Source organism: Mucilaginibacter metallidurans, assembly GCF_003286435.2.
GTDB classification, from domain to species: Bacteria; Bacteroidota; Bacteroidia; order Sphingobacteriales; family Sphingobacteriaceae; genus Mucilaginibacter; species Mucilaginibacter gossypii.
Genome location: NZ_CP043449.1, coordinates 747,609 through 764,494, shown reverse-complemented (window position 1 = coordinate 764,494; position 16,886 = coordinate 747,609). Strand labels below are relative to the sequence as shown.

Genomic DNA, 16,886 nt, shown 5'->3' with positions numbered 1-16,886 from the left:
TGATTTAGATATTTTAATCGAAACTCGTTTTCAATCCTCAATTTTTCAGCGTCCATTCAATGGAATCACTTTGTAATTTCCCTTTAAAATACCCTTCGGCCCTGAGCTGGTTCACGCCTTTAATTAAGTGGATGTTTTTAAATACAAAATCATGTTTAGTTGTACCCATTTCTGGCTCATCCGCTTTTTTACCGTTAAGATATAGCGTAACGTTTGAAGTATTGGCAAATACGTTCACTGTAGTTACCGCTTCTATCCTATCCGCATTTCTGCGGCCGCTGATGTAGAGTACAGGTTCCTGGCTCCAATTGGCCTTATACCAGTAAAAGGCATCTTTTTTGATTTTACGGTCATAAGTAACCAAACCTTTCATATTACGGGCCGGTACGCCACCGCCATTGGCCGATGGTACCGAGAAATCAAACATATTCCAAACATATGAGGCTACCAGGTATGGGTGCTTTTCGATAATGCCCCATTGTACCTCGTGAAACTTTGTCTGGAAGGTTTCGGGCCAAAACTGACCCGACGGATCACCACTATCTCCTACATTTTCCTGCTGCTGGTTAACATTGGCCTCGGTGCCATACTCAGAAAGTACAACTTTATAATTTGGATAGTCTTTTTCCAGCCCGGTAAGCCATTCTTTCAAATCGGGGATCTTCCCTTCATACCAACCATAATACCGGTTCATGCCTTGTATATCTGCAGCCAGGTTTGATGGCCGGTTTATTTCGCCGTAACCGCTTACGCTGGCAGTAAACCTGCCTGGATCTTCTGTTTTGGCAATATCGTTCAGTTCCCTTGTTAACACCGGCACAAAACCATCGGGCGAACCGGAGTACACTTCGTTATGCAAACCCCAATTATATATGGACGGATGATTATAGTTTTGCCTGATGAGTTCGGTTAACTGCTGTTTGGCGTTATCCCCTTCCTGTGCAGAAACGGCATTCACAAATGGGATTTCGGCCCATATTACAAAACCCATACTATCGCATTTAGCATAAATATATTCGGCTTGCTGGTAGTGCGCAAAACGTATAGAAGTGGCCCCAATTTCGTAGATCATAGCAAGATCGCTTTGATGCTGAGCATTGCTCAGGGCACTTCCATAGTCCTGCCATTCCTGGTGGCGACAAACACCATACAAGCGGTAGGGCTGCCCGTTCAGGTAAAAACCCTTGCCCGGAACTATCGAAAAATAGCGGAGACCAAGGGGCTGTGTAACCTCATCTATTGTTTTACCATCTTTAATAATAGCGGTAGTAAGCGAATACAGATAAGGATCTTTCCGGCCATTCCACAAATGCGGATTATTTATCTGTAATTGCTGATCAACAAAATTTAATCCTTGGGGCTGTACATTTTGTTGTTGCTGTACCTGCTTAATAATGGCGCCGCTTTTATCCCGAATGGTGGTCTTTACTGTAATCTGCTGTACCTTCCCTTCTTTATTCTCAATTTTAGCCGTTACCGAGACGGCTGCTTTTTTATTACTTACATCTTGCTTGATATAAATACCGGGCGACGCGTAATCTGTTGTGGTTACGTTAATTTTGCTGGTAACAATAATACTTGCTGGACGGTAAATACCACCGTAAACGCCAAACAGTTTGTTATTGATGGGGATGATATCCGGCCGTTCGTCATTATTTACTTTTACCAGGACGGTATTAATAGTATCGTATTTTAACGAGTTGCTGATCTCAAAACAAAATGCCGAATAAGCGCCCTTATGCGTACCTACCAGTTTATTATTAATATATACGTCGGCAACAGTTCCCACGCTCTCAAACCGAATGAACACCCGTTTGTCTTTCCATTCTTCCCGGGCTACAAGGTTTTTGCGGTAAAATGCATCGCCGGTATAAAAGTTTTTTCCTTTCTGAATGTCCTTGTTATTCCAGGTGTGGGGCACGGTGATGCTTTCCCACTCGTTACCGGCAATAGCGATGTTGGTTTTATAAGTTGCCTTTTTAAATTGCCAGTCCTGGTTAAAGGGTATAACTTGCCGGGAAGAGTTTGAACTATTTACACCCTGAGCATTTTGAAATGCATTAACTTTTAAACCAGAACACAGGTTTATTATTAAAAACAGGATGATGTTTGTAGTACGCATAAATGTAAACTTGATAAAATGTATGATTTATGTTTTGGCCTTTTGATACTGTGCACCGCTGTTTTTACTATTATCTGCCGTTTCTAAAACAAGTACGAAAGGACGTTTGAAAGTTTGCTGTTTCAGGTGAATGAAATAAGTTGAAGTACCGATTTCTTCAGGCACATAACTTAGTCCCGGGCCCCCAAGATCATACACCTTACTAATCGCTGTACGTGATGGCAATACAACATTTAACGCGCCGGAAACAGGCACATTAAATACCAGCATATAAATTTTATTAGTACCTGTTTTTTTAACGTAATATCCCCAATCCTGTTTAACAAGACCGGCGTATTCACCGTTGTAAATAGCTTCGCTGTTGGTATCCATCCACGCCCCTATTCCCTTTGCAAGGTCCAGCTCTTCGGTTCTTAAAGTACCATCAGGCTTCGGCCCAAAGTTGAGCACAAAATTACCGTCGAGAGAAACGCATTTGGCCAGCATCTCCAGTAACTCATCCGTAGTTTTAATGTGGCCTTTCCATATCTTGCTGTATCCCCACTGGTTTTCGGGCACGGTCATTACGCAATCCCAATCGTTTCCGTGTACATCTGTTATCTTCTCCGGTATTTTGCGCTCCCAGCCCTGCTCGTAATCTCCCATCATATTTCCATTGGAGTCAAAATGTCGTTTACCATACTCATCGGCCCTGAAGCGGCTGCCAATGATCAATCCAGGACGCATTGCCCTCATCTCTTTTTCAAGCGAATCGGCAAAGGCGGCTTGTTTCACCCATGATTTATCCCAGGTGCCATCAAACCATAAACCTTTGGCGGCGGGATATAGTGTAAGCAGTTCCAGCAGCTGGTTGCGCGTAAACTGTTTAAAACGGTCAAAAGCTACACTGTCCTCCCGGGTTTTAATATCATACCGCCAGTCTGGATTGTGCCAGTCCATAATGGAGAAGTATAATATCACGTCGATACCCCGCCTGTCATAAGCCTTTACCAGCGGGCCTATAATATCTTTTTATATGGAGAATTAGCAACAGTAAAATTGGTGTACTTACTTGGCCACAGGCAAAACCCGTCATGATGTTTTGTAGTGATGGTTACATACTTTACTCCATTTGCTTAGCTGTCGCAGCCCATGATTCTGCATTAAATTTGGTTGGATTAAACTGATACATCAATGAATCATAGGTCGTGGCCGGAACTTCCTTCCATGATTTTATCCATTCGGCAGCGCCGTTATATTGTTTACCGTTCCATTCACCTGCGGGGATAGAATATAAGCCCCAATGTACAAACTGCCCCAAACCGTAAGCACGCCATTTTTCCATGGCGGCATCTCTTCTGCGCCCCACACCGTGCGCGCCATGCTGCAGGGCTATAGTTTTTTGTGCAGTAGTTGCCGCCTGTTGCGCGTTTATACTTGCAGTGTTTATACAGCTCCATACAATCGCTGTAATCAGGATCACTTTTTTTATCATACTTAGTTTTCTTTGTAATAAATCAACCTGGGGCTGACCAAAAAGGAGGAATGTTATTAAGGCAGAATAATGAGAATCCTTAGCAATTGGTTCAAAATTAGGGGAACTCAGTTTACTTGTTGAGTTCTTTTCGCTGCTAAAACAAAGAAAAGGGATAAAAAATGCTTTTAAGCAGCCTTTTTTATCCCTTTTAGATGAATTTTTCTCAGGTTATGTGCCATAGCTACAATAGAGATCTCTGTTTCGACTTTTTTGATTCCACGAAGGTGAAATCTTCTGAAGCCCATATTATGTTTGATATCCCCGAAACAGCTTTCAATTTCAATGCTTCTTTGCTTTCTGAGCAAAACTCCCCGTTCACTGTTGAGTGCCTCTCTGGCCTGCTGTTTATAAGCCTCTAACTTTTCGTTTACCTTGATCAGCCTGTTCTCTCCGGTAGTAGATTTGCAGCATTTGCTATAAAACGGACAGCCACTACAATCCTGGCACTGGTATTCTTTGATCGTAGATTGATACCCTGTTTTTTTATGGGTTTGCTGATAAACCCTTTGAAAAGTCAGCTGTTTTTTATTCGGACAGGTATAGCTATCCGATTCCGAATTATATCCAAAATTGTCTTTATTAAAGGGGTTCTGCTTATAACTTTTCTTTTGTTCAGCATGGAATGATGGGAACTTAAGATAACTGGTTACTGTTTCTTCCTTTTCCAGCAATTCATAATTTTGCTCGGTACCAAAGATGCTGTCTGCAATGATCGCTTTAGGCAGTTCGTGATTTTGTGTTTTTAGTTTTTGCAGGTGATCATTGAAGCAGGACCCATCATTCGTATTTTGATGGATGCTCACGCTGACAATAAACTGATCTTCACAACCTGCAAGTACATTATAAGCAGGCAACAGCTCTTTATTCTTCATCCGCATAGCTGAAGCATCTGTGTCTGTTTTGTTGTACCCGCTGCGTTCTGCCGCTATAGCGATCTGCTGTTCATAGCCCACGATCTTTGCCTGTTTCTCCCTCAGCTTTTTCTTCAGGCTGTTTGCTTTGCGCTGATGCTTTTTACCTGTACCTGATGCGATGATAGCATCCAGCTTTTCTACCTGTTCATCGATGCTTTCTGCCGTCACTTCCTGTGCTGACAGCCCTCGCTCTTCCAGATCTGAACCAGCGTACTGCTTGTTCTCGGCTGCGTTTAAGGTATCGATCTGTTTAAACAGTTCCCGGCACTTCTCCCCGGCCATGTCCTTAAACCGCTCAGCGTTCTTCTTCCATACTATTTTGTGTTTATTGCCATCTGCTGCCAGTGTGCTGCCATCACAAAAGTAGTTTTCCAGTTTAATATGCTCATGCTTTACCAAAAACAAAAGGACCTGTTCAAACAACGCTTCTATCACTTCCTTTGCCCTGGAACTCCTGAAGTTATTGATCGTCCGAAAATCCGGACGGCTCATACCAGAAAGCCACATGAAGTGGATATCCTGACGAAGGGCTTTTGCTATTCTCCTGCCTGTATAAACCTTTACGCTATATGCGTACAAAAGAATCTTTAACAGCATCCGGGGATGATATGCCGTTGTGCCCCACCTTTATATTGATTAATTAATCCGCTGACATCCATCGAATCCACTACCTGATTAACAACCCTAACCAAGTGATTAGGTTCTATTAACTCTTCAAGCGACGGTGGTAACAACAATATTTGTTGCTGACCGTAGTCTTTAAATTCTGCCGAACTTTGTATATTAGACATATTGTAAATTTCTTTCGCACTTAAATTTACTAAAAAGCCGATACTTGAAAAAGTATCGGCTTTGCTTTTTTTACCTTTTTAGTCAACCCCAGGTAAGTTTTAATATCCGGGGTTTTGTGTTAGCGCTGCACCTTTATTCACATCAATTTCTGATTGTGGGATAGGCAAAAGCATGTTGACATCCTTAATTGAGCCGGCCGAAGTCGGGTTAAATTTCTTCACCCGTTCAACCAGTGTCCCTGTTCTCATTAAGGTAATGCGCCTGTCTTCTTCGCCAATAAGCTCACGGGCGCGCTCATCTAAAATAAAATCCATATTAATGTCTGATGCCTGAACCTGTGGGGCGTTTGCCCTTGCACGAAGCACGTTGATATTGCTGGCTGCCCCGGTTAAATTACCCTGTTTAAATTGCGCTTCGGCCAACAAAAGGTATGTTTCGCCAAGGCGCATATAGATCCTGTCTTTATACGTAAGGGTGCCGAATGGATCGGCACTGGTGTATGAATACCACTTGGTGGTATGCGCATACATATTTTGAATGGTATCTGTGTTTGAAGTAACTACCGCCAGCTTGCCATAATTGGCAGATGATGGGTCGTTATAGTAATATTTACGCCGGATATTATAACTGGAGTTCCGCATATCATTACTCAGGTTCAGGTTATATGTCCACCAGTTGGTCGGCCTTATCCGGCCTATGCCACGCCCGCCCAATGAATCGGCTACGATCATGCCCGGGATGTTTACATAAAACGGTACCCAAACCCTGCGGTGCTGATCTGTTGGGCTTACACCACCCGGTATATTGGCCTCTTCAATTACCCAAATAGCTTCGGTGTTACCTTGGCTCCTGCGCATATTACCGTAAATAAACATATCAGAAAAAGCATCACCCGGTTTCAGAGAACTTATGCCATAGCGATTGTTTACCAACTTATACAGGCCGCTTGCTATGATCTTGTTCAACTGGGCTTCGGCAAGGTCTGGTTTGTTGGCCCTTAAATAAGTTACTGCCAATAGCTGCATAGCGGCGGCAGTACTTATTCTTCCTTCGGCGACAACATGCGCAGCGTCAGGCAGGTTCGTTGCCGCAAATTCGAGATCGTTGATCTGCAAATTAATGATCGTATCTAACGGCGCCCTCACATAATCTGTTTTAGGCGCGGTAACGGGTACGGTAATAAGCGGCACACCGCCGAACAATGTTGACAGAAAATTATAGGCATATGCCCTGAAAAACTTGGCTTCGGCCACATAACCATTAACCTGGGCCGGTGTTAAACTTGTATTGCCGGATTGAGCCGCTTGTATAATTACGTTGGAAGCATTGATAACCTGGTAACCCCAGCGCCAGAAACCCAGGGCAGCAACATCCTGCGAATTTAACTGCGAGTAAGTTTCATAAGGGGCCATGGCCGCCGTGGTTTGCCCGTTACGGGCTACGTCGGTACCGGTTTGTAACAACGCTATAATTCCCTGATCGCCTTCGTACTGATCGCGGACCGTTTTTTGCAAACCTGCAACTGCAGCTTCAAAACTCAGGGCGTCTTTTAAAGTGGCCGGCGTAAACTGAGTTCTGACATCCTCATTCAGAAAACTCTTTTTACAAGAATTAAATGTGAGTAAAGCTATCAGACTTATAAAGCTTAATGAATAAATACTTTTCATGATTCTAAGTTCTAATTATTGTAAAGTAATGTTAACACCTACCACAACTGTGGCTACCAGCGGGTAAAACGAACTGCTTTGATTTCCGGCGTAGTTGTAAAAATCGGTTTCGGGGTCCCAGCCTAACCATTTCGAGAATGTCGCGATGTTTCGACCGCTGGCGTAAACTTGTAAGTTGGAAATCTTTAAATCTCGCAGTATCTCTTTGGAGAAACTATAGCTTAAAGTAACATCCTTAATGCGGGTGTACGAACCTGAAACGGGGTACGTGTATTGCCTTGAGTTGGTATAACTTAATGATGGCCTGGTGTTACTTTGGTTTGCCGCGGTCCAGTAAACTATCCCGGCTGGCAGGTTGATACGACCAGCCTGATCCCGGTAATCATAAATAGGATTAGGTTTAAGCGCTCCCTGAAAAGTTTGGATAAATGCACTCAATGAAAAGTTTTTATACCTGAAGGTATTGGTCATGCCGGCAATGTATTTGGGCAGACGTGAACCAAGGTAAGTTTTGTCGGCGGTATTGATCTTACGGTCGCCATTTAAATCGGCAAATTTCAGGTCGCCGGGCTTGGCGCTTGGGTCAACAGTAAAGTCATCACCTTTTTGCCAAACACCAATCAGCTTATAATCATATACTGCCTGCATCTGTTTACCCAGGAATAGGTTATTAGTGATATCATCCTTATTATCACCATAAAGTTGTACCAGTTTATTGCGGTTGGCAGAAAAGTTGACGTTGGTTTCCCAACTGAAGTCGCTGTTTTGAATATTGCGACTGGTGATGGAAAATTCAATACCCTTGTTTGCTGTTCTACCTATATTATCCAAAATATTGGTATAACCAGTGATGTAAGGTATTTTGCGCGATAATAGCAAATTGTACGTTTTAGTGTCATAAGCATCAACAGAGCCACTGATGCGATCTTTCAAAATGGAAAAATCGATACCAAGGTTAAATCCTTTGGTACTCTCCCATTTTAAATTTCCGTTACCGATGGCACTTGGGTTTAACCCGATGGTTGTAGTGCTGCCGTATATGTATTGTGTTGATGCAAGCGTTGTTAAGGTATTGTAAGAAGATACACCCTGGTTACCCGAAATACCATAAGAAGCCCGCAATTTTAATGCTGATATTGCTGATACACCTTTCATGAACGACTCTTCAGTCAAGTTCCAGGCCACCGCGACCGATGGAAATGTACCATATTTATTAGCGGCACTAAACCCGGAAAAGCCGTCTCGACGCGCAGTAGCGGTAAGCAGATACTTTCCGGCGTAAGAATAGTTGATCCGCGCCATCTGCGACAACAGGGTGTTTTGGGTATAACTTGAACTGGTTTGCTGTATCTGGGCCGAACCCAAATTGTAAAAGTTGGTAAGGTCATTTATAAAGGTGTTGGCGTTTAAAGCATTGCTCAAAGTATAATCCTTTTGCGAACTGTATAACCCTGTAAAATCAATACTGTGTTTGCCGAAGCTGCGGCTGTAATTCACAATATTTTCTATAAGCCAATGGTTACTTTCGGCATTGGTCATGGTAGCGTGACCGATAGCGTCGCCCGTGTTTCTACCGGTATAATCACCTGTCATAGCCGGGTTATAAGCGTAACCGGTATTCAGCCGGTATTTAAATCCTTTAATAAATCCGGGTTTAAGCTCCGCATAAAAATTGCCGTTCCAGGTCCTGTTTTTGCTAACAGTGGGCTGATAAAGACCTAATAACGGGTTGGTATAAAGCGCATCAGGATACATCGGATAGATTTGGTAGCCTCCTTGTGCATTATATTCCTGGCCATATGGGCTCATCACAGTAGCCATGTACAAATTACTTTTGCCGCCATCGTAGTTATTATTATTAAAAAACATGTTGGTACCGGCGTTCAGCCAATCGGTAATTTTAGCATCAAGGTTTCCGCGAACATTGAAGCGATTAAACTGGTATCCTTTCAAAATACCTTTCTCCTTGGTATAATCCCCCGAAACGTAGTATTTAACATCGGCTGTGCCGCCGGATAGGTTTAAAGAATGATTTTGGATGAAACCCTGTTGTGATATCGTTTTTATCCAATCGGTTTCCTTACCGTTTTTATAATTGTCCTGCTCATACAGGTTTGGTACCGGAGCGGCCGTTTTGCCAGCCTGTTCGTCATAATCAAGGTTCTTTTGCACATATTCGGCCCCGCCCATCGGTTTCACCTCGTGCGACATGTATTCGGGCCCGGCCCAGGCATTGTATTGAACCGAAGGTTTACCCGTTTTGCCCTTTTTAGTGGTAACAATGATTACTCCGTTTGAACCCCTTGTACCATAAATAGCTGTAGCCGACGCATCTTTCAGTACCTGAACAGACTCCACATCGTTGGTATTGATATCATTATACGAACCATTATAAGGTACACCGTCCAACACAACCAAAGGCGAATTACTGGCTGTAATAGAATGCAGGCCACGAACATAAATTGAGCTTACCGCCCCAGGTGCAGATGAACCGGATGTTATATTGATTCCCGGAACAGCACCTTCAATTGATTGCAGGATATTGGTTACCGGCAAATTTTCCAGCCGTTGTTTAGAAACAGAAATAATAGCACCGGTAACGTCACTTTTTTTCTGACTTCCGTAACCTATCACCACAACCTGCGACAACTCTCTTGAAGTTTCTTTTAATACAACACGCAGCGTTGCTTGGTTATTTACTACAATTTCCTGTTGAAGATAACCTATTGATGTAATGAGCAGCACCCCGGCAGATGGGACATCTTTCAACTCGAATTTACCATCAGCATCAGACATCGTTCCTTTGCTGCCGTCCTTTAGCATTACTGTTGCTCCGGGTATAGGTCGCCCGGCTGAATCAATGACAATGCCTTTAACCGTGATTATTGAAACTTCCACACTACCTGCACCGGCATTCGAATTATTATTTACCCCTTTTTCAGCAGCCTTTATAACAATTGTTTTTTCAAAAAAAACGTAGCTTAAGGCTTTGCCGTCAATACAGTTTTTTATTACTTCATCCAAAGGGGTATTGATAAAATTGGCATTGATCTTTACGGAAGCATTGAGCCTGCCGGGCTGATAAAGTACATCATAACCGGTTTGCTTCTTAATGGCTTTAAAAACCTGCTTTAACGTTACCTTCTTTTGCGTTAAGTTAAGCTTTTGCGCAAATGTTGCGGCACTTACCTGCAACATGGTAACGGTTAATAAAAGGATGGTGAGTTTCATCATCAACAGTAATTTAGGCACGCGGCGCTTTGGCCAACATAAAATCTCGATGTAAAATTTATACATTTGGGTATCTGTTTAAGTTAGAAATGGTATTCAACACACTCATTCGGTTTGATCAGATAACATTACCAGGGGTGCGTCCAACACTCCTGGTATTTTTTACCCGATCACCGGTTTTGACGGCTCTGCTACGGATATTTTTTATGGGGTTTCATTTCGGGTTGGTTTAGTTTATTATTCAGAGTTTTTATAAAATTTTCGGGTGATTTAATTGGATACAGTTATCCTGTTATCTAAAACTTTAAAGTGAACTGCATTGGTTAATTCCAGCGTTTTAATAACCTGCGATACATTCTGGTATTTAGATACCGTACCGCTAAAAACCAGGGATTGTACTGAGACATCTTTGTACTCCACTTCCACATTGTACCACCTGGATACTTTTTTCATGATACTTGCCAGGTTTTCATCATTAAAAAGAAAATAGCCATTTTTCCAGGCTATGGCCTCATCTGTGTCCACTTCCTGAACATTCATGGCATCACCATTCACGGTGGATTGCTCTCCAGGTTTAATGATCATGTTTTGATTAGTCGACGCTGATGTGACCTTTACCGATCCCTCCAACAAAGTAGTGGCAGTTGTTCTTTCGTCCGTATAAGCGTTAATGTTAAAATGAGTCCCTAATACTTCTACCTGCTGCTGTCTGGTTTTTACTTTAAAGGGCATTGCTTTATTATGCGCCACCTCAAAATATGCTTCGCCGGTAAGCTCTACCAGTCGTTCTTTACCTGTAAATACCACCGGATATTTAAGTATAGACGCGGCGTTTAACCATACATGTGATCCATCAGGCAATATCACCTGGTATTGCTCGCCTTTGGAAGTAGCAAGAGTATTGATCCGGCCGGCAGATGGATTGGTGTTGCCGGATGCCTGGGTTGTATAAATAAGTTCGCCTTTGGAGTTTTTACTAACAGTAACTCCCGCTTCGTTGGCAAGCTGCCCGGTAAGCGCGTTATTTAAAATTAGCTTTTTACCACTGGCCAGGGTAAGCGTAGCCTGGTTTTTACCCGGTTTTATATCAATTTTACTAATACGGGGTGCTGCATACTGCGGTTTTCGGTGTAGCAGGCAATAAGTACCTGTAAATACAAACAGCAATACGGCTGCAGCGGTTAAACGATATCGCCCATTCAGTCTTTTAGAACGTTGCTTTTTTTGAATGTTATCCCAAACTTGGTCAACATCTTCCACGCGCTCCTGATCATTTACCTCAAATGGAGCTTGTTGGTTATGTTTTAAGTACCAGGTTTCTAAAAACGCCTTATCTTCCGGAGTAGCCCGGCCGGATCTGAAACGTTCCCATAATTCATTTAGTTCTTTATCTTCCATTATATTAAAAGCTTATTAATGCTTTAACTAATGGTAAGGAAAGATTAAGGGGCGATACAGGTAGATGAAATAAAAAAATATTTTACTGTTTGGTTTACAAATGCAGGAACACCAATAGGTATATAACTATACCCAATTTTACCTTTAAAATTTTTAAAGCATTGGTGATTTGTTTATTTACGGTTTGTTCCGATATCTCCAATTTCCAGGCAATTTCCCTGTGGCTTAGATACTCTTTTCTGCTCATTATAAAAACCGCTTTCATTTTGGGTGGCAGCATGGCAATTTCCCGTTCAATATTTTCTCGTAACAGGTTTTCCCTTACACGATGGTCAGTTACTATCTGTTCCGGTAATGCAAATGCTTTCATAGAATCATGATATTTTTCATGAACCCGCTTACGGGACATTTTATTCAGGATGGCGTTCCTGACGGCACCATACAAATAACCCGACAAATTTCCAGTAAACACAATCTGCTCACGCTTAGCCCACAAATAGGTAAAAACTTCCTGAATAATATCTCTGGCTTCTTCGCGGTCGCGCAATTTATTAATCGCATGCGCATGAAGGATAAATTTATAGCGGTCATAAATTTGGGCATAAGCTTTATGGTCGTTCTCCTTTAAAAGAAGGATCAATTTCTCATCGGTTAATTTGCTGTAATGTTCCATTATTTCAGTATCCCGAAAGACGGTCTGCTTCAGAACCGGTGACCAGAGGCGTTTTCGTAAAATTAAACATGATCAAATCCTTAAGGATTTTTAAACAAATCTTTAAGAATATTGGAAGTTAGGTTATCAGGCGCCTGTTTTGAGCATGTGAAGCAGTTAAAAGACTACGCAAACGTTTGATTAATGAAAGCTGATTGCTGCCGAGTTGGAGTAAATAAACATCATTAAATGTCTATTATTTGTTTTGCCAAGCAAAAATCATACAACTATTGAATATTAAGACAACCGGTAAAGCTTAGCGCATCCTGCTATTACATTTATAGTTAAGTTTACCGGCAATGTAATGCCCCAAACTTCAAACAAACGTTTGCGTAACTAAAGAACAACTTTTCTCTGTATACTAAAACTTTGAGGCGAATAGCCACCTGTGGTTGTTTGAGACTATTTTTAACTATTCCATGAATTCAGTAGGTGTTTTTCCATACTGTTTTTTGAACTCTTTGCTAAAGTATTTCCTGTCGCTAAAGCCAACCATATAGGCTACTTCATTGATGGTATAGCGTTTGGTCCTGAGCAATATGCCGGCATTGTTCATTTTTACAGATTTGATAAAATCATTGACCGACATGCCGGTAAGGGCATCCAACTTTTTATACAATACAGGCTGGCTCATACCAATCTCACGCGCAAGGTCAGGAACACCAAATGCTAAATTATCGATATCTTTTTCGATGATACCGACCAGCTTATTAATAAACTCATTATCAATTGTGCTTATCAACTCCTGTGTGGCCTGGATGTTCTTCTCTGCAATTACATTTAAAACATGGCCGTTTGCAGCCGTAATCTGTTGTTTAAATGACTTTCTGATCCTTTCACCCGCATTTAAAAGGTTGGCAACCTGCAGCAGCAACACCTCAATACTGAAAGGCTTGGTTAAATAAACATCAGCCCCCATTTTAAGGCCCTCAATATGATTTGCGCCCGATGCTTTGGCAGTTAGCAAAATTACAGGGATGTGATTGGTCCGTTCATCTGCTTTGAGTTTATTGCATAACGCGAAACCATCCATTTCGGGCATCATTACATCACTTATAATAACATCCGGGATATGCTCCTTTGCTGCCCCCCACCCCTCGGCTCCGTTTTCACTAGCTATAACTTCATAATGATATTGCAAAAACTCGGCGATAAATGAACGTACCTCGGAATTATCCTCAACAAGTAAAATGGTGCGCTTTTTATCCCTCGATAAGGATTCGGGTGGAATAACCGGCGCTACGGAAGGCACAAAATCTAACACCGGATTTTGTATGTTCAGAAAGTCGTTTACCGGGGTTCTTATCAAATCAGTATTTCTAAAATGAGCGGCACCCTTGCGCAGGCTTACTACAAAGGAAGTCCTGTTACCCGAAGGGGCTATTTTACTTTCTACCGAAACAGAACCTTTATGCAATTCGATAATACTTTTTGATAACGCAAGCCCTATGCCGTAACCTGTATTTTGTTTGCCATGATCATTTTCCTGGAAATAGTTTTCAAATAAATTCTTCAGGTTTTCGGGGGCAATTCCTTTGCCGTTATCTGCTACAGTAATGGTAACATTATCTTTCCCGTCCTCAACCAGGATATTGATGTAACCTCCGCTATTGGTAAACTTGAAAGCATTATGTAACAGGTTAAAAAACACTTTCTCTAATTGTGTCTTATCAAAATAAAGGGGGATATAGTCGGCAGAGGTAACCAGGTCGATAGTGATATTAACCGACACGGCATGATCATAAAAAGAACTGTAAATTTCGGAGATCGTAGTAACCACATTATACTCTGAAATATGCAGTTTCAGGTTCCCGGTTTCGGCCTTCCTGAAATCCATTAATTCATTAACCAGTTGCAGCAGGCTATCGGAGTTTTTTTTGATGATCTGCAACTGCCGGGCTTGCGAACCGCCTTTTTCTTCAAGGATCAGCTTTTCGACCGGGCCAAATATCAGGGAAAGATGGGTACGGATCTCGTGAGAGATATTGGTAAAAAAATTCAGCTTTAAATGTGTGAGCTCTTTATCGCGCCGTAGTAAAGATCTCAAAATAAAGAAACGCGCCAGCAGGAATACAATGCTTCCTACAAAAAGCACGTATAAGCAATAAGCCCAGGTGGTTTCCCAAAAAGGCGGCAATACTTTAATATGCAGTGTAACCGCTTTACCCCAAACGCCATCATTGTTTGAACCTTTTGCGAAAAAGGTATAGCTTCCCGGCGACAGGTTGGTATATGGCGCGGATGGAACATCTGTATGTACCCAGTCTTTATCAAAACCATCCAGTTTGTAGGCGTACCTGTTTTTGTCCGATTTGATGTAGTTAAGCGCAGCAAAATCAATAGTGAACACATTTTGAGCATGCGAGAAAACAACCTTCCGCGTAAGGCTGATATCTTTTGAAAGCAGGTTATCCGGCTGTTTGATCCCTACCGATTGGTTAAAAAGCTTTAACGATGTAATAATTACCGGCGGAGGGATAGTATTATCCTCAATTTTTGATGGAAAGAAACTGCTTAAGCCGTTAAGGCCGCCAAAAAGCATTTCGCCATCACTCGTTTTGTAGCAGGAATTGATATTAAACGTGTTCCCCCCTAACCCATCGTTTTTGCTATAGTTTTTAAAGATTTGTGTAGCGATGGAGAATTTAGACAAACCGTTACCCGTACCCATCCACAGGTTATTCTTTTCATCCTCCAAAATACTGAGTACATTATTGTTAGTTAGGCCTTCCTTTTCGGTATAAGTTGTAAATTTTTCACGCACCTCGTCATATTGGGCAAGGCCGCCATAATAGGAGCCAACCCAAATTTGCTTTTTGGTATCCTGGTAAATACAATTAATATCATTTGATTTAAGGCCATCTTCAGTTTTGTAAAACTTGATATGGGTATGGTTTCGATCGGTTTTATACAAGCCGTTGACAGTAGCTATCCAGATATTCTTCCCGCTATCTTCCATCAGGGCCATGACAGATTTTTTGCCGATTTTGCTGATAACAAGCTGATATTCGTGCTCCAATAAAGAGCCGTTTTTACGAAAAGCGAGCAGCCCGCTTTGTGTACCTACCCAAAGATTGCCTTCCGAGTCATGCAAAATGCTCAGCACTTCTGAGCCTAAGGTTACCGGGTCGTTTTCCTTATACAGAAAACGCTTAAAACTATGGTTTCCAGGGTTAAACATATTTAAGCCGCCGCCGTGGGTACCAATCCATACAGTCCGGTCTTTATCAATATAAATCACTTTCACCAGGTCAGATCCGAGCGATGTGGGATCGCTTATCTTGTTTTGATAGGTGGTAACAACGTCGGCTTTCCGGTCGAAATAGTTCAGGCCTCCCCCTTCCGTACCGATCCACAGGTTATGTTTATCGTCCTCAGCAACAGCGCTTACTACATTATTATTAATGGCCGAGTGATAACGGGCAGTTTGATAGGTCAAAAACGTGGTATTTGGATTGGATACCATGTTGATGCCCCCCCAATAAGTACCTATCCAAACCGTGTTGGAATTATCGATAAAAACACTGTAAATAGAGTTTTGACTTAAGCTATTCTTATCCTCGGGATCATGCCTATAGGTTACAAATTGCCTTGTAACCGGGTCTAAGATATTCACCCCGCTTTGTGTGCCTATCCAGATCTTTCCTGATTTTTCGGGCTGCAGGATCCTGATATTATTATTTGCAGGGCCCTTAGGGCCGTTGTTAGCTAAGAAACAGGTAAAGGCCCCTGAACTTTTATTGTAGAGGTTTACACCACCGTGCAATGTACCTATCCATAAATTATTTGCGGCATCTTCGGTAATGGTGGTTACATAATTATCACTCAGGCTATTAAGCAGTTTATCATTGTGCTTATACATTTGGTAGCTGTACCTGCCATTGTGCTCCTGCATTTTGGTAAGCCCGGCCGAAGAGCCTATCCAATAATCATTGCTGCGGTCCTGGTATATAACGTGAACATTGGTGCCATACAAACCGGCAACAGAATCGGGAACCGAAATAGAGCTAAACCTCCCGGTCGTATTCACAAAGCGGTAAAGCCCGTCAGACGACCAGATCCACATATTTTTGTGTTTATCTTCATAAACACCACTTATAATTTCAGCACCAGAAGTACGGGGCGATAGCTTAACCCGTTCAAAACTGTCAGTTTCGGGATTATACTTATTTAAACCATTGCGTGTGCCCACCCAGAGCACCTGGTGCGAATCAACGACCAGTGAAGTAATATAATCAGACGAGATACTCGACTGATCTGCCGGATCATTTTTATAGATCTTAAAACTCCGCGTATTGTATTTATTAAGGCCATGCTGGGTACCATACCACATAAAACCCCGGCTATCCTGAACAATGGCCAATACAGAATTTTGAGACAGGCCATTATCCACCGTCAGGTTTTCAAATGCTATCCGCTGACCGTAAGCAGATAGCGAAATACATATGTAAAACAGGAATGTGGTTATAATTAGTTTCATCTCGCCGCCCGGAAAATAAAACTAATTAAATTTATCTTACTTGTCCAACACTTA

The 16,886-nt window shown here is 42.1% G+C and carries 9 protein-coding genes and 1 pseudogene; all 10 read right to left on the bottom strand.

The window, feature by feature from the left end:
- Positions 1–37 precede the first annotated feature (37 nt).
- Positions 38–2,122: a glycoside hydrolase family 2 protein gene (locus DIU38_RS03345; protein ID WP_112658368.1), complete on the bottom strand. Its 2,085-nt coding sequence runs from the start codon at positions 2,120–2,122 to the stop codon at positions 38–40.
- Between the two features lie 27 nt (positions 2,123–2,149).
- The gene (locus DIU38_RS03340) at positions 2,150–3,082 is read right to left on the bottom strand and encodes an alpha-L-fucosidase (protein WP_262714349.1); all 933 of its coding nucleotides are present in this window, start codon (positions 3,080–3,082) and stop codon (positions 2,150–2,152) included.
- Between the two features lie 38 nt (positions 3,083–3,120).
- Positions 3,121–3,446 (bottom strand): annotated as a pseudogene (locus DIU38_RS34785) (alpha-L-fucosidase).
- A gap of 317 nt (positions 3,447–3,763) precedes the next feature.
- The gene (locus DIU38_RS03335) at positions 3,764–5,149 is read right to left on the bottom strand and encodes an IS1182 family transposase (protein WP_149354017.1); all 1,386 of its coding nucleotides are present in this window, start codon (positions 5,147–5,149) and stop codon (positions 3,764–3,766) included.
- Complete coding sequence (locus DIU38_RS03330; protein WP_149354016.1) at positions 5,140–5,343, bottom strand: hypothetical protein; 204 nt, start codon at positions 5,341–5,343, stop codon at positions 5,140–5,142. The genes DIU38_RS03335 and DIU38_RS03330 overlap by 10 nt, the downstream gene beginning before the upstream one ends.
- Before the next feature lie 99 nt (positions 5,344–5,442).
- Positions 5,443–7,011: a RagB/SusD family nutrient uptake outer membrane protein gene (locus DIU38_RS03325; RefSeq protein ID WP_112654457.1), complete on the bottom strand. Its 1,569-nt coding sequence runs from the start codon at positions 7,009–7,011 to the stop codon at positions 5,443–5,445.
- A 15-nt stretch (positions 7,012–7,026) separates the two neighbouring features.
- Positions 7,027–10,308, bottom strand: coding sequence for a SusC/RagA family TonB-linked outer membrane protein (locus tag DIU38_RS03320; RefSeq protein WP_112654458.1), 3,282 nt, complete (start codon positions 10,306–10,308; stop codon positions 7,027–7,029).
- Between the two features lie 204 nt (positions 10,309–10,512).
- Positions 10,513–11,640 (bottom strand): FecR family protein, encoded by a 1,128-nt coding sequence (locus DIU38_RS03315; protein WP_112654459.1) that lies wholly within the window; start codon positions 11,638–11,640, stop codon positions 10,513–10,515.
- A 94-nt stretch (positions 11,641–11,734) separates the two neighbouring features.
- The gene (locus DIU38_RS03310; protein WP_112654460.1) at positions 11,735–12,313 is read right to left on the bottom strand and encodes an RNA polymerase sigma factor; all 579 of its coding nucleotides are present in this window, start codon (positions 12,311–12,313) and stop codon (positions 11,735–11,737) included.
- Positions 12,314–12,764: 451 nt separating this feature from the next.
- Positions 12,765–16,832: a hybrid sensor histidine kinase/response regulator transcription factor gene (locus DIU38_RS03305; protein ID WP_112654461.1), complete on the bottom strand. Its 4,068-nt coding sequence runs from the start codon at positions 16,830–16,832 to the stop codon at positions 12,765–12,767.
- Between the last annotated feature and the right edge of the window lie 54 nt (positions 16,833–16,886).